This is a genomic window from Temperatibacter marinus, from assembly GCF_031598375.1.
Lineage (GTDB): Bacteria > Pseudomonadota > Alphaproteobacteria > Sphingomonadales > Kordiimonadaceae > Temperatibacter > Temperatibacter marinus.
Window position 1 is genome coordinate 1,770,108 of sequence record NZ_CP123872.1, and the last position, 14,321, is coordinate 1,784,428.

10 protein-coding genes are annotated in these 14,321 nt (G+C 44.6%); 6 read left to right on the plus strand and 4 right to left on the minus strand.

Features of this window, described 5'->3' with window-relative positions; translation table 11 throughout:
- Positions 1-6: 6 nt before the first annotated feature.
- A complete protein-coding gene (locus tag QGN29_RS07900) occupies positions 7-603 on the minus strand; it encodes a TetR/AcrR family transcriptional regulator (protein ID WP_310797309.1) in 597 nt (198 codons plus the stop codon).
- 137 nt (positions 604-740) lie between these two features.
- On the opposite strand from QGN29_RS07900, the gene paaZ reads away from it, so the two are divergent.
- Both paaZ and QGN29_RS07910 read left to right on the plus strand, forming a co-directional pair.
- A complete protein-coding gene (gene paaZ / locus QGN29_RS07905; protein ID WP_310797310.1) occupies positions 741-2,768 on the plus strand; it encodes a phenylacetic acid degradation bifunctional protein PaaZ in 2,028 nt (675 codons plus the stop codon).
- A 196-nt stretch (positions 2,769-2,964) separates the two neighbouring features.
- Entirely contained in the window at positions 2,965-5,340 is a 2,376-nt protein-coding gene (locus QGN29_RS07910; protein ID WP_310797311.1) for a TonB-dependent receptor, read from the plus strand.
- 57 nt (positions 5,341-5,397) lie between these two features.
- Here the strand turns inward: QGN29_RS07910 and QGN29_RS07915 are convergent, their stop codons facing one another.
- On the minus strand, positions 5,398-6,540 hold the full coding sequence (locus QGN29_RS07915; RefSeq protein WP_310797312.1) for an alkaline phosphatase D family protein: 1,143 nt from the start codon (positions 6,538-6,540) through the stop codon (positions 5,398-5,400).
- Between the two features lie 227 nt (positions 6,541-6,767).
- Here QGN29_RS07915 and QGN29_RS07920 point away from each other — a divergent pair, with 227 nt between their 5' ends.
- Positions 6,768-8,489, plus strand: coding sequence for a U32 family peptidase (locus tag QGN29_RS07920; RefSeq protein WP_310797313.1), 1,722 nt, complete (start codon positions 6,768-6,770; stop codon positions 8,487-8,489).
- A gap of 76 nt (positions 8,490-8,565) precedes the next feature.
- On the plus strand, positions 8,566-9,888 hold the full coding sequence (locus tag QGN29_RS07925; protein ID WP_310797314.1) for a sensor histidine kinase: 1,323 nt from the start codon (positions 8,566-8,568) through the stop codon (positions 9,886-9,888).
- Positions 9,889-9,900: 12 nt separating this feature from the next.
- Here QGN29_RS07925 and QGN29_RS07930 read toward each other — a convergent pair whose 3' ends face one another.
- The gene (locus tag QGN29_RS07930; RefSeq protein WP_310797315.1) at positions 9,901-11,106 is read right to left on the minus strand and encodes a TIGR03862 family flavoprotein; all 1,206 of its coding nucleotides are present in this window, start codon (positions 11,104-11,106) and stop codon (positions 9,901-9,903) included.
- Positions 11,107-12,186 carry an alanine racemase gene (gene alr / locus QGN29_RS07935; RefSeq protein ID WP_310797316.1) on the minus strand — a complete coding sequence of 360 codons (1,080 nt, stop codon included), beginning with the start codon at positions 12,184-12,186 and terminating at the stop codon, positions 11,107-11,109. It abuts the gene before it with no gap.
- A 97-nt stretch (positions 12,187-12,283) separates the two neighbouring features.
- Between alr and dgcN the strand changes: the two genes are divergently transcribed.
- On the plus strand, positions 12,284-13,288 hold the full coding sequence (gene dgcN / locus QGN29_RS07940; protein WP_310797317.1) for an N-acetyltransferase DgcN: 1,005 nt from the start codon (positions 12,284-12,286) through the stop codon (positions 13,286-13,288).
- Entirely contained in the window at positions 13,285-14,271 is a 987-nt protein-coding gene (gene dgcA / locus QGN29_RS07945; protein WP_310797318.1) for an N-acetyl-D-Glu racemase DgcA, read from the plus strand. Before dgcN ends, dgcA begins: the two co-directional genes overlap by 4 nt.
- Positions 14,272-14,321 lie beyond the last annotated feature (50 nt).

Here is a 14,321-nt window from a genome sequence, read left to right on the forward strand (position 1 = left end):
CTCGTATTATTTTAACCCCTTGAGGCCATTCAAGAATATATTGGCTATCATATCAGCAAGATCATCAGACGTCATAGGCCCCCCCGGCTTGAACCAGATATAGGTCCAATTCATCATGCCCAGCATCAGCATAGAGACAACAGTTTTACCCTTATGGGCTTCTAAGGGGGCCGGAGAGAGGTCATGGGCCAAGTCGGCAAACACTTGAACAACACTATTTTGTATGGAAACAACTTCTTCTTTTTGCCCTGCAGATAAATTAGAGAGTTCATTGATCAGGAGATGATGTTCAGCAACCGTATCCTGATAAATCTTTAAATAACGCCGAATGATGCGTTTCAGTTTTTTTTCAGCAGGAAGCGTATCGGCCAGTACCTCCTGAGCAAGTTTATCAAGCTCTTTCACGTGATCAATCATACTATGATAGAGAATGTCCTGCTTCGAAGAAAAATAATGATAGATGAGCGATTTAGACATGTCGCATTGTGCTGCGATCGTATTCACAGAAGCTTTATGATAGCCTTCATCTGCAAAAACCTTTGCAGCCGTGCGAAGGATCTTTTCTTTTCTCTCATCGTAATTTGCGGCTTGCGGTCGTGCCATAATTCTATCCCTTTTACCCTTCCTAGATATGGAGGAACTCGCTCAAGAATCCCCTTTGGAATACCCTATAAAATATAATTCATTGACTGACCGGTCAATTAATGGGTATTCTCTGAGTGTAGTAAGGGAGATATTTTATGAATTTGTCAAGTTTCGCATACGGAAAATGGATTTCACCAGAGACACAGGGCACTGCAATTAAAGATGCGTCGACAGGGGAAGTTCTTGCAACTGTCTCAAGTGATGGACTTGATTTTAAGGCAATGCTCGAATTTGGTCGAGAGCACGGCGGTCCTGCGTTGCAACAGATGACCTTTCATGAAAGAGCTCTTCTTTTGAAAGAACTTGCCCTTTACCTATCAAAATTTAAGGATGAGCTTTACGATATCTCTTATCAAACCGGCGCGACAAAAGCTGATACTTGGATTGATGTGGATGGCGGCATTCAGACCTTTTTTGTTTATTCTTCAAAAGGGCGCCGTGAGCTCCCAAACCAGCCGTGGTATGTTGACGGCGATGTGGAACAGCTCTCCCGGAACGGTAGCTTTATTGGGCAACATATCATGGTGCCTCGTCGCGGCGTTGCTTTGCATATTGACGCATATAATTTCCCTGTTTGGGGGATGATGGAAAAGCTTGCACCAACACTTTTGGCAGGGATGCCCGCTATTGTGAAGCCGGCTTCAAGTACAGCTCAGCTAACTGAGCAAGCTGTAAAAAGAATGATCGAAAGCGGTATTCTACCTGAGGGCGCTTTGCAGCTTATAAGCGGCCGTACAGGGGATTTGTTTGATCACCTGACCTGTCAAGATATCGTGACCTTCACAGGATCAGCTGCGACGGCTCACTATCTGCAAAATCACCCTGCTATCATTAAAAATGCTGTTCCTTTTGTAGCAGAGTGCGATAGTTTAAATTGTTCAATTCTGGGACCAGATGCTGTTGAAGGCTCTGAGGAATTCGATTTATTTGTGAAAGAAGTGGCGAGAGAAGTTACAACTAAGGCCGGCCAGAAATGTACTGCAATCAGGCGATCGATTGTCCCAAGAGGACAAGTTGAGGCTGTAAAGAAGGCGTTAGTGGATCGCTTGAAGAAAGTCACGGTCGGTGACCCCCGTGCAGAGGGGGTGCGTATGGGACCTTTGGCCTCCCTTGCACAACGGCAAGAGGTTGTTGAACGAGTGGCGGAGCTATCGAAAGAAGCTGAGATTGTTCTTGATGGGACGAAGCCGTTTGATGTGGTTGGTGCACACTTTGATAGCGGGGCTTTTGTAGGGCCTACAGTTTTGTGTTGTGATCAACCGCTTCAGTCAGGATTGATTCATGAGGTTGAAGCTTTTGGGCCTGTCACCACATTAATGCCTTATGACAGTTTGGACGAGGCAATTGAACTTGCCAATAAAGGAGAGGGTTCTCTTGTTGCTTCTCTCTTTACTTTTGATCCAGAGGTTGTTTTTAAAGTGACCATGGGTGTGGGCGCTTACCATGGGCGTTTAGTCGTGCTTGATCGTACCTCCGCTGGAGAAAGTACCGGACATGGTTCGCCGCTTCCTCATATGAAACACGGTGGTCCTGGGCGCGCTGGCGGCGGCGAAGAACAAGGGGGAATTCGTGCAGTAAAACACTACCTTCAACGCGTGGCAATCCAAGGGTCTCCCGATGTATTGACAACAGTTACAAACAGGTGGGCTGGCGGTACGGCAAATACAATGGATGCGCATCCCTTCCGTAAATCATTTGATGAAATAAAAATTGGTGACGCTTTATACACCAAACCGAGAGTTGTCACTCTTGAGGATGTTGAACATTTCGCAAATTTCACAGGCGATACTTTTTATGCACATATGGATGAGGAAGCTGCAACGGCCAATCCAATCTTCGGGGGCCGAGTGGCTCACGGCTACCTGCTTCTTTCATTTGCGGCTGGATTATTTGTAGATCCTGCCCCAGGCCCTGTTCTTGCTAATGTTGGGCTAGAGAACCTAAGATTTACAAAACCAGTTTACCCTGGCGACACAATGTATGTTCGCCTTGTTTGTATGCAGAGAACAGCTCGAGAAAATGAAGACTTCGGGGAAGTGCGCTGGGATGTTACTGTAACAAATCAGGACGACGAAGAGTGTGCGAACTATGAGTTGCTGACTCACAACACCCGTGTTCAATAAACGAAAGATAGCGACAAAATTGAAACTATTTCACTAAAGTAGGGTATTAATATCGCTATAGTGATCTATTTGTCACAAGCAGGAAGCTTTTCCCTTTTTTGTAGGGATATCATGATAAATTGAATATATTTTTTTAGTTTCTTCGAGCATTCTTTTGCCAGATTACGGTGTGTAATCAAAACTTAAGGAAGAAAAAATGAAAAAAAATATGCAAATGATGCTTAAATCAGCTTCAGCGATAGCTTTATTAGCTCACAGCGTACCTTTGATTGTCTCTGCCCAAGAGGAGCAATCTCTTGAAGAAATTACTGTAACAGCCACAAAAAGGGCCTCATCGATCAAAGATGTTCCATTCTCCATTAACGCGCAAACAGCGAATGACATTCGCCGTTCAGGAGCACAATCTCTCGAAGATCTTTCTCGAAATGTTGCGGGCTTGATGATCCAAAACTTGGGCCCTGGCCAAAGCCAAGTGGCTATTCGCGGTGTTTCTGCGGGTCAAGTTGTGCGCGACCAACCAGGCGTTAAAGAGCAAGTGGGTGTCTATCTTGATGAAAGCGTAATTTCTCTCTCTCTTTTTACACCAGATCTTGATTTTTATGATCTCAACAGAGTTGAAACATTGCGCGGCCCGCAAGGGACACTGTTTGGCTCAGGATCTATTGGCGGGACACTAAGATATATCACCAATCAGCCTTTATTGAATACAACAGAAGGAAGCATGGAAGTTGACATCAACAACATGAAGGATGGTGAAACGGGCGGGCATATTAAAGCGATGGCAAACTTGCCTCTGTCAGATAAAGCGGCGGTAAGACTCGTGGCTTATCATACCGAATATGCAGGCTATATCGATGCCATTCTTAATAAAAAAGGGGCGCGTAATAAAGACGTGAATGATGGCACAAGAACTGGCCTGAGAATGGCAATGAAGTTCGAAGCTTCTGAGGCGGTTTCTGTAACCCCGCGTGTTATTTATCAGAAGATAGATATGAATGGCTTTAACCGTCAGGAAGTCTTTAATCTCTATGCTAATGAATATACAACGCCTGCTTATGAGTATAAAGAACGCGAGCAGTTTAGAAAGTTGGAAGAAAAATTTGAAGATGAGACACTGATTGCGGATTTGCTCGTCGAAGCGGAATTCGATGGCTTTGATCTGACCTCTATCTCTAGCTATACGGACCGCAGCATTCTTGTAAGCCGTGATGCTTCTGGTTTAACGGGGTCTGTCTCTATCGACCTTGGTTTCCCTGCTGCGGGCGTTCGCCTGCCTTCGAATTTAAGGGATACAACAGAATTAGAGCAATTTACTCAAGAGATCAGATTATCTTCGAACGATGATGGACCTCTTCAGTGGATCGTGGGCGGCTATTATGCCAATACAGATCGCTTTTATGAGCAATACTTGCCTACGCCAGGGTATGATGCTGTGACCGATGCCACCTTAGGGGCTGGAACATCTGCAGGAGCAGGCGCAGGAGTAGCCCCCGCAGATTCACCGTATTTCTCACAACTTCCATACTCCTTAGAGCAGTTTGCCGGGTTTGGTGAGTTGACATATGATATGAATGACAAATTGCAGCTGACAGCTGGGGCGCGTTATTATGATTATAGCGAAGAACGCACGGCTACCATTGTTGGATTATTTGGGAGTGGCATTGTTGATCAAGAAGATCCAACAACGTCGAATGGATTAACAACACGCTTCATGGCCAGTTATGATATGAATGAAGATGTAACGTTAAATGCTCAAATCTCTAAAGGATTCCGTCTTGGCGGCGTTAATGATCCCCTTAATGTCGGTTTATGTGATGCAAGCGATTTGGATACTTTCGGTAATTTCCAAGCCTATGACGACGAAACTATGTGGAACTATGAAGCTGGTGTGAAAGTAAATAAAGGGTCTTTCTCATTTAACGCAGCTGCATACTATAATAAGATCAACAACCTTCAGGTCACACTGGATGCAGGATCTTGTTCCTCACGCGTGGTCTTTAACGTTGAAGATGCCACAACAAAAGGTATCGAAGCAGAGTTTAAAGCCGTTGTGTCTGACAACTTAGATGTAACTTTTGCCGGAAGTATTGTGGATGCTAAATTTGGCTCTGACGTCTATGCGGGTGGAAGTTTGATCATTGCTGATGAAGATCGTTTACCTTCAGTCCCGAAAGTAAATCTTGGGGCAACCTTCTATCTTCATTTCCCGGTAGACTATTTTGGGGGCAGTGAGCTGTTTATGACAAGTACGCTTCAGCATCGTGGGTCCGTCTATACACAGCCTGCGGATCAGCGGAACGGTGGTATAGCTACCTTTAACCATGGTCTAGCTTTTGCTGGTATGGATGGTAGCGAGTCTACAACGCTTGACTTGTTGCTTGGATCATACACGACGATCAATGTTTCTGTTGGAATTGCGACGGAAGAGTGGGAGCTTGTGGGGTATGTGAAAAACCTAACTGATACGAATGTTAATCTTTCCTTTGATCGGGAAAGAGGTGGTCGTGCTCGGCTTGGATACCGCACCAACGAGCCTGCAACAGCTGGTATTACCTATCGTCGTAAATTCTAAGGCGTGGTTTAATCTCAGAAAGGGCGGCTTTTTGCCGCCCTTTTTATATTCTTCTTGTTAATCGGCATTCACAGTCATACTTCTCACTGTTTTTCCCTGAACATCTTTTATATCAACAGACACAGTCATGGCGTCCCAATCAATGGACAGGAGACCAAAGTTCACGGGCCCATATAAAGTCCCAATCTGATGCTCTTTGTCCCATTCCTCCTGAATAGAGGTGAAACTATTGTATGATTTATTCAGGGAACTGGCTGTGACCTCAATCAAGGGTTTTTTCATGCCTGACGTCTTTTGGTATAGGCCGGCTACATGACGGTCGCCGGTAATAAGAAAAGTTCGGCCAGTCTTTATAGTATTGAGTGTTTCATATAGTTTTTTTCGCTCAAGAGGCATTGTCCGCCATGATTCCCAGCCATGCGAATTTGCGATAACTTGAATGGTTGAGACGATAATCCTGACATCTGCAGGCTTTTCAAGTTGGCGCTCAAACCAAGCCCATTGCTGATCGCCTAGCATAGTTTGATCAGGATCTTGACTTGGCACATACCGTTCTTTGCCAGGGCCAGGATTTTTAGCGTGCGTTAAGGGGCTTCTGAAATATCGGGTATCGAGCATAATGACCTGAACCTTTTTGCCGTCCTCTCCAAAAGTTTTTGAGTAATAAACACCTTCTCTCTCTCTGACTTTATGTGTTTGGGATACATTGAAAAAGTCGAGCATCTTATCTTTAGCAAGTTTTTTGAGTGGATATTCACTCCCTGCGTCATCTTTGCCAAAATCATGATCATCAAATGTTGCCATCATCGGAACCTGAGCCGCTACTTTTGAAAAAAGTTTATTTTCAGCCAGTTTTCCATAAGCAAAATCGAAATCTGAAGGTTTTGGGTCTGTAATCCACTTATCATTATTTATGTCAACATAGACATTGTCACCTGTGAAAAGAAAAAGGTCAGGCTTTGCTTCGTAAATTGACTGCCAGATTGGCATGGGCGATTCTTCATCATTGCAAGACCCGAAAGCAATCCGGCTAAGGTTTTGAGACTTCTTAGGCCATGGGGCCATTTTTGGCGTTTTAAAAGGAAAGGAAGGCCCACCCATTTGATTTTCAGACTCAGCATTCACTTGATAAGCTGGGAAGGTGATCATAGTGAGTGAGAGAGAAAAGAGAAAAATAGCTGGGATCATACTGCGCGTCATAGAAAATGTTCCTGTACTGTGTTACATGGGCTGTGGGTTTCTTAGCTTACATTGGTGATTTAATGCGTCAAAAGTCAAGGTAAGTTGTTTACCAAATATTCAGACCCTATCTCTATTATAGAGTATAGCTTTTCTTTTTGCAGGTTTTCTGCTAAACGGACGCACTTTATTAATTTTGACCAATTAGGGAACCCTGACCTGCACTCAGGGGCTGAAAGAGAACTAAAATGGCCACTGCTACGATTAATCCGTCTGATAGGTCGGAACTCCTCATGCCTGCGGGCAGCCTTGATAAACTTAAGACAGCTATCTTGTATGGTGCTGACGCTTGTTATTTGGGTACACCAGATATGAGTCTCAGAACAAAGTCGGCTTTCACGCTGACAGAAGTGTTAGAAGGGATCGAATTTGCCCATCAGTATGGCAAGAAAGTTTACCTCACACTGAATTTATTTTCTCACAATAAGGATATCGATAAATTACCTGAATTTGTTGAGACTGTAAAAAAAGTACAGCCTGATGGATTGATTGTGGCTGACCCAGGCGTGTTCATGTATGTGCGCGAACATGCTCCTGAACTTGAACTGCATGTCTCAACTCAAGCGAATGTCTGTTCTTTCCAGTCGGTAAAATTTTGGCAGGATCTGGGGGCTAAACTCGTGGTCCTTGGTAGAGAAGTCTCTTATGAAGAGCTCGCCGAAATAAGAGGGAAATGTCCTGATATCAAAATCGAAGCCTTTGTGCATGGGTCTATGTGCATGACCTATTCAGGTCGGTGTTTGCTCTCTAATTTTATGGTTGAACGCGGTGCAAACCAAGGTGCTTGTGCGAACAGCTGCCGTTGGAAATACAAAGTCCATATGCGCCTTAAGGATGGGACTGTTCAGGAATTGAAGCTTACAGAAGAGAATCTTGAACTCTTTGAATTTCTTCTAGAAGAAGAACATCGTCCTGGTGATTTCATGCCAATTGAGGAAAGCGATAAAGGCGCATATATTCTTAATTCTAAAGACTTATGCATTATGCCAAAGCTTGATGATTATCTAAAAATTGGTGTGGACAGTCTGAAAGTCGAAGGACGAGGAAAAAGCCCTTACTATGTTGCAATGGTAGCACGGGCATACCGTATGGCTGTTGACGATTGGTATGCAGATCCAGCCAATTGGAAGGCTGATCCCTATATGAAAGAGTTAAATACTGTGCCATCGCGCGGATATACGCTTGCTTTTCACGAAGGACGATTAACCAATTATGATCATGGTTATGAAGAAACCAGCACGATGGCTGACTATGAGATCGCTGGTATCGTCAGTGAAGTCAGAGATGATTGTTTAATACTTGATGGTAAAAATAAGCTTGAAGCGGGAGACGTGCTTGAATTCGTTTCTCCGTTCGATCGTGAAATTACTCTTCTCCGTATCTATGAATTTGAAGATGTTAGTCGCAGGGGAAAAGACGGCAGGGGTAAGATAACAGACGTTGTCCATGCTGGCGCTCAACCGAAAATTCGTATTCCGTTCAGCCTTTTTGACCGGGAAGATCGCGACCGCATTCAACAAGATTTTCCTCCTTTCACCATTGTGAGAAAAGAAAGAGCCCTCACTGAAGCACAGTGGGCGCGCCTTAAGTTAGACTTGGAAGCTCAGAAAATTCAAATGGGCAAAGGCAATAGTGATAAATATGATAAGAAGCGCGAAATTGTCCGCGTAACCATGGAAGAAGCGATCAAAGGCAAGTCCTTTAGGACACCGCGTCTCGGCAAAGAAGGATGCTGTGGTAAAGGATGTAATGGATGTTTGGTCTTCTGGCAGTCTGATGAATATGCCAAGGCTCGAGAGTTATTAGCTCAGAAAAAGCAAGGGGAAATGCTTCACAAACGCGGAAGACTTGAGACCGCAACAGATTATGTAGAAGCAACAGAGTCTGCGACAGTTACCGCAGCTGAGTAAAGTCTTGAACTCTTGATCGATCTGGTTAGACTATGATTTTAATGGGGCCATAAATTCATGAGAGACGATTGTATCTATGATTGAGATGTTAAAAATATTATCTGATGAAGATCAAATTCTATATAAAAAACGTCAAAAGAAAGCAAACAGTCGTTACTCCTTTGCCTCATCGATTACTCTGTTTTTAATCCTGCTAGTTGTAAGCTATCCACATTTATACACTGTCTTTATTGATGGGGCGTATCATAGGTATACCTCCTTTAGTTATGCGACGATATTCATTACCTATTTGTTCATTTATTTGGGCTTTAGCCTTCTATTCAAGTTTTATAGAGGAAGATATCTTCATGCGTTGAGTCAGCTGCTTATGCTGGCTGTACTCTCAATGACCTTTATTCTTGGTGTTATGGATGTTTTGAATGATCAAGGCACAATGGCCTTTGCCTTAGGCGCTTTATTTGTTGTGAGCGTATATTCAATGAGCATTCTCGGGGGGCTCATATTCTATACGCTTTATTTGGCTTTGTTTTACCTTGTTGTCTCTAGTCAAGGGCCGTTCAATTACTTCGCCGAATATATTGCACTGATTGGATTAACTCTTCTACTTTCTGTCGTGATGGAAGTGAACAGACAGCGTCAATTTCGAGATCGACTACTCATTAGAAAACAAGTCAGAGAATTACGTGAAAAAAATGATCAGCTAGAAGATGCCATGCAGCTGAAAGATAAGTTTATCTCTCAAATTAGCCATGATTTTAAAACGCCTCTGAATGCTATTCTCGGTTTTTCTGGGTTTTTAAAAGAGACGACAGTAAACAAGTTGGACTATGCTACCATCGAGGAATACGGACGCTATATAAATGATAGTGGTAATCACCTTTTAAGCTTAATAAATAATCTCCTTCTCCTCAATAAAAACAAGGCTGGGAAACTGAATCCCAAGATTTCAAAAGTTGAAATGACTGAGGTGATCAACCACTGCGTGTCCGTGGTGAATATACAAGCGACGGCTAAGTCACAAATTTTAGCAGTGAGAATATCAGATACCATACCTACTGTGCAGACGGATAAGCTCATGCTGTCTCAAATTCTGCTGAATATTGTCTCAAACGCTGTAAAATATACGCCAGATGGAGGAACCATTTATTTGTCGTGCGACCATCTTGGCGAACGCCTCGTCTTTAAATGTATGGATAGCGGTGTGGGTATGGATGATGAAGAAGTGAAACATGCCTTACAACCTTTCAATCAGATTGAAAGTCATCTCTCAGATGGATCAGAGGGCACGGGATTAGGGTTGCCAATCGTTGTGGAACTATGTGATTTGCTCGCTATTGATTTTACAGTTTATTCAAACAAGGATGAGGGAACAACCGTGACTTTGGAATTCCCGATTTAATCGGGAATTGTATCATTTGAGATAGTGGATGATGCCTTCTGCAGCAGCTTTACCCGTAGCCCAACATGCAGTTAAAAGATATCCTCCAGTAGGTGCATCCCAGTCAAGCATTTCTCCTGCAGCAAAACAGCCATCCAAGGATGTGATCATCCAGTTTTTATTCAGGGCCTCCATAGGCAGTCCGCCTGATGTACTGATGGCTTGGTCAAGGGGTTGGGGTCCGATTATATCGAGTGATAAGCTCTTTATGGTTTGAGCAAGAACAGTTGGATTGTTCATTTCTTCGGCGGCTAAAACCTCACGCAGAAGGGCCAGCTTAACACCTTTGATATTCACCCTTTTTCTTAAAAAATTGGACAGGCTCTCTTTCCCTCTGGGCTTTGAGAGTTGTTCCACTAGATGGGCATAAGATCGCTGAGGCGATAAATCAATCTGGAGGTTTTTTGTTTCAAGCAGGGCATTAGAAAGACTATAGATAGCGCTGCCCTCGATGCCTGATCGGGTGATGACAAATTCAGCTGAGGATCTTTGCGATCCTGAGCCAAGCTGACATGCTTTGACAGGTATTCCTGCCCATTTGTCAACCATGAAGGTGCTCCAGTTTACCTGGAAGCCACAGTTTGAGGGCCGAAATGGGTCGCACGGGACGGAATTTTTTTCCAATATTGTTGACCAGTTGCCATCACTGCCTAGACGCGCCCAGCTTCCCCCACCACAGGCAAATAAAATAACATCAGCTTGAACAGTACTTTCTTTACCCTGAGCTAGAATTGTGAGCGTCTTATCTTGGCTGAGGCCTGTGACTTTATGACGGGTTTTTATGGTGATGCCTCGTTCAGATAAATCTGTGAGCCAGGCACGCAGAAAAGGCGCTGTCTTCATAACTTCAGGAAATACTCTCCCCGAACTGCCTGTGAATGTCTTTAAGTCATAGCGATGAAATAACTCCATGGCTGAGGTATTGGGGAAGCCATTCAGCGCTTCTTTCAGCATATGAAGACGATTGCCTCTATATCTCTCGAGGAAAGAATTTTGAGGTTCACTGTGGGTTAAATTCAGGCCGCTTTTTCCAGCCATTAGAAATTTACGTCCAGCTGTCGGCATGGCTTCATAGAGCGTGATTGAGGCTTTATTCCCGTAGTGACGAGAGAGAATGTCAGCCGCCATAAGTCCTGCAGGGCCAGCGCCAATTATCGCAATTGTGTGTGACATCACCATCTACAAACCTTCATAGGATCGGGGAACGCGCGCCGTAACTTTCGTTAAAAGTTCATAGCCAATGGTATTATTCGCAGCTGCAATCTCGTTAACACAGATGTTTTTTCCCCACAGTTCTACTTTTGACCCAAGGCCAACATGATGTACATCCGTCACGTCAATTGTAATCATATCCATCGAAACATTCCCTACGATCGGAGCGCGTTGGTTATTTATCCATACCTCTGTACCTGCGTTGATCGCTCGGGGGTAACCATCGGCGTACCCAATAGCAAGTGTTGCAATTAGAGAAGGCCGCTGTGCTGACCAGTTCCTGCCATAGCCTACGCATTCACCAACAGCGATCTCCCTCAGGGCGATAACAGGGGCTTCCAAACTCATGACAGCCTTGAGCTGATCGCCTAGGGGATGGGAGGTCTCAAAAGGTGTGGCGCCATAGAGCATAATTCCCGCCCTGTTCCACGTTGCCCTTGATTGGGGCCACCCGAGAATTCCAGCACTATTGGCCATTGCAATGCCCAAATCATGACGTTCAGCAAGGGCCAGAATTTTGTTAATTTGACTTTGTGTATTGCTCTTGTCTAATTCATCACTGCAAGAAAAATGTGTGGTTAAACTCAACTCTTTAATGCGATCATTCTGCTTCAGTTCTGTGATAAGCGCGTCAGCCTCGTCGGGCATAAGACCAAGTCGGTGCATGCCAGTATCAACTTTAAGCGTAACATGTTCAAGTTCTGGGCCTTGATAGTTCCTTAATATGTCCACTTGATAAGGATGGTGAATGACCGTCCAAAAGCCGTTTAATCCGACACATTCAAGCTCTTCATCCGTGGTGAATCCCTCAAGGAGAAGAAGGGGTTTTAAAACGCCGTTTTCCATCAGGGACACGGCCTCATCCAAAAAGGCGACTGCAAAAGCATCGCAGATGGTGTTTAAAGCTTGAGCTGCTTGAACAGCCCCGTGTCCATACGCATCGGCTTTGATGACTCCGATGAGTAAACTCTCTGGTGCGGATTCTTTCGCTAATCGTGCATTATGCTGCATAGCGTCTAGATGGATCACTGCTTTTGTTGAACGCATGGCTATTCTCTTTTGAATCATAAGATATTATGTTGTAGATAGTTCTACCCAGAAGATAAAGTGTTATAGAGGCGAAATTTAATAAAAGGATAAGGCAATGTATCAAATTCAAACTCCCTACCTCTTGTTTTTAGGCGATGCTCCTGATCAATTGGCTGCTAAAACTGCGCGTGGCATTAACGATTGGCGCCCTGAAAAAGTTGTGGGCCAGATGAGCCTTGAGAATTGTAAGGCAGATCTAGGGCTACCAGAACTTGGTCTGCAGGAAGCATATGATAAAGGGGCTCGTACATTGGTGCTTGGGACAGCCAATCGCGGCGGGGTTATTTCTGCTGTTTGGATGGACGTTTTGAAAGAAGCCCTTCACATTGGATATGATATCGCCAACGGTCTTCATAATAAAGTCAATGATATCGTTGACGTTGCGGGTCTTGCGACACAACTGGATAAGAATATATATGATGTGCGTCACCCGACAGAACAGTTCCCTATCGGAACAGGTGAAAAGCGCAGTGGTAAACGCCTCTTGCCTGTGGGGACGGATTGCTCCTGTGGTAAAATGTACACCTCTCTTGCACTCGAGAAAGAGATGCTCTCTCGAGGTATGAATGCCACATTTAGAGCGACAGGGCAGACGGGCATTCTAGTCTCAGGTTCAGGGGCGTCCATTGACGCCGTTGTAGCAGATTTTATGGCTGGGGCAGTCGAAACCATCGCCCCAGCAAATGAGGATCCAAACCACTGGGATATTATCGAAGGACAGGGCAGTCTTGCTCACCCCTCTTATAGTGGTGTTACAATGGCCCTAATTCATGGTGGGCAACCTGACGCGATGGTTTTGTGCCATGAGCCTACGCGATCTCATATGCGCGGCCTCCCTCATCAGAAAGTACCAGCAATCAAAGAGGTGCTCAGCTTAGCAACGACCCTTGCTCAGATTGTCAATAATGATGCAAAATTTATTGGAATATGTGTGAATACCAGCCAAATGGTTGCACGAGACATTGAAGGCTATCTAAAAAAGCTTGAAGACGAGCATGGTCTGCCTGCGTGTGATCCCTATTCTCAAGGCACGGCTAAAATCGTAGACATGGTATCATGACCATTATCAAAGGCAGAGTGCAGGCAGACTCGTTCCAGATTGACGGGATTTTTCGAATTGCACGCGGATCCAAAACCGCAGCCGAAGTGGTCACTGTAACGTTGTCAGATGGGACTTATTCTGGCAGGGGGGAATGTGTGCCTTATGCGAGATACGGCGAGTCCTTGACATCCGTTTGTGAACAGATCCAAGCCATTTTAAAAGAAATTGAAGCCGGCCTCACAAGAGAGAAGTTGCAATCTGTCATGCCAGCGGGAGCGGCTAGAAATGCAGTGGATTGTGCTTTGTGGGATCTTGAAGCTAAACGAGAGGGCTCAAGAGTGTGGGAATTGCTTGGATTGCCTCAACCTGACGATTTGGTGACAGCCTATACGATCAGTTATGATGATCCTATTATCATGGAACAAAAGGCGAGAGACGCTGCCGCGAGGCCTCTTCTAAAAGTCAAATTGGCCTCATCGGATGATGTGCCCCGGATCGCTGCAGTTCGAAGAGGAGCACCGCAATCTGAGATTATGCTTGATGCAAATGAAGGATGGTCTGCTCAGGATTATGCTTCAATTATGCAAGGGCTTGAACCCTATAATATCCTTGCAATTGAACAGCCACTTCCTGCTTCGCATGATCAGGCGTTGAAATCTCTCCCACACCCAATCCCCTTAATCGCGGATGAGAGTGCCCATACCAGTGATCGCTTACCAGATCTCATTGGTCTTTATGACATGATTAATATTAAGCTGGATAAGACAGGGGGCTTAACGGAAGCTTTGAAGTTGAAACAAAAAGCAGAAGAGGCCGGTATGGACATTATGGTAGGGTGTATGGTTGGCTCTTCTCTTGCAATGGCCCCCGCCATGGTGCTGGCACATGACGCAAAGCTTGTTGACCTTGATGGACCTCTTTTGCTCTCTGAAGATCGAAACACCCCTCTCACTTTTGATGGGTCTCTCATGAAAACACCGTCTGTTGCACTTTGGGGGTAAATTCTAGTCCAGAGAGCTTTTATTTTGAGGGAATGCCTTTATACTTTATA

What these genes read in the sequence shown, in the direction of transcription:
- QGN29_RS07920 (WP_310797313.1), top strand. Translation starts at nt 6,768, where the DNA reads ATGGCCACTGCTACGATTAATCCGTCTGATAGGTCGGAACTCCTCATG.
- alr (WP_310797316.1), bottom strand. Translation starts at nt 12,186, where the DNA reads ATGCGTTCAACAAAAGCAGTGATCCATCTAGACGCTATGCAGCATAAT.
- paaZ (WP_310797310.1), top strand. Translation starts at nt 741, where the DNA reads ATGAATTTGTCAAGTTTCGCATACGGAAAATGGATTTCACCAGAGACA.
- QGN29_RS07900 (WP_310797309.1), bottom strand. Translation starts at nt 603, where the DNA reads ATGGCACGACCGCAAGCCGCAAATTACGATGAGAGAAAAGAAAAGATC.
- dgcA (WP_310797318.1), top strand. Translation starts at nt 13,285, where the DNA reads ATGACCATTATCAAAGGCAGAGTGCAGGCAGACTCGTTCCAGATTGAC.
- QGN29_RS07910 (WP_310797311.1), top strand. Translation starts at nt 2,965, where the DNA reads ATGAAAAAAAATATGCAAATGATGCTTAAATCAGCTTCAGCGATAGCT.
- QGN29_RS07915 (WP_310797312.1), bottom strand. Translation starts at nt 6,540, where the DNA reads ATGACGCGCAGTATGATCCCAGCTATTTTTCTCTTTTCTCTCTCACTC.
- QGN29_RS07930 (WP_310797315.1), bottom strand. Translation starts at nt 11,106, where the DNA reads ATGGTGATGTCACACACAATTGCGATAATTGGCGCTGGCCCTGCAGGA.
- QGN29_RS07925 (WP_310797314.1), top strand. Translation starts at nt 8,566, where the DNA reads ATGATTGAGATGTTAAAAATATTATCTGATGAAGATCAAATTCTATAT.
- dgcN (WP_310797317.1), top strand. Translation starts at nt 12,284, where the DNA reads ATGTATCAAATTCAAACTCCCTACCTCTTGTTTTTAGGCGATGCTCCT.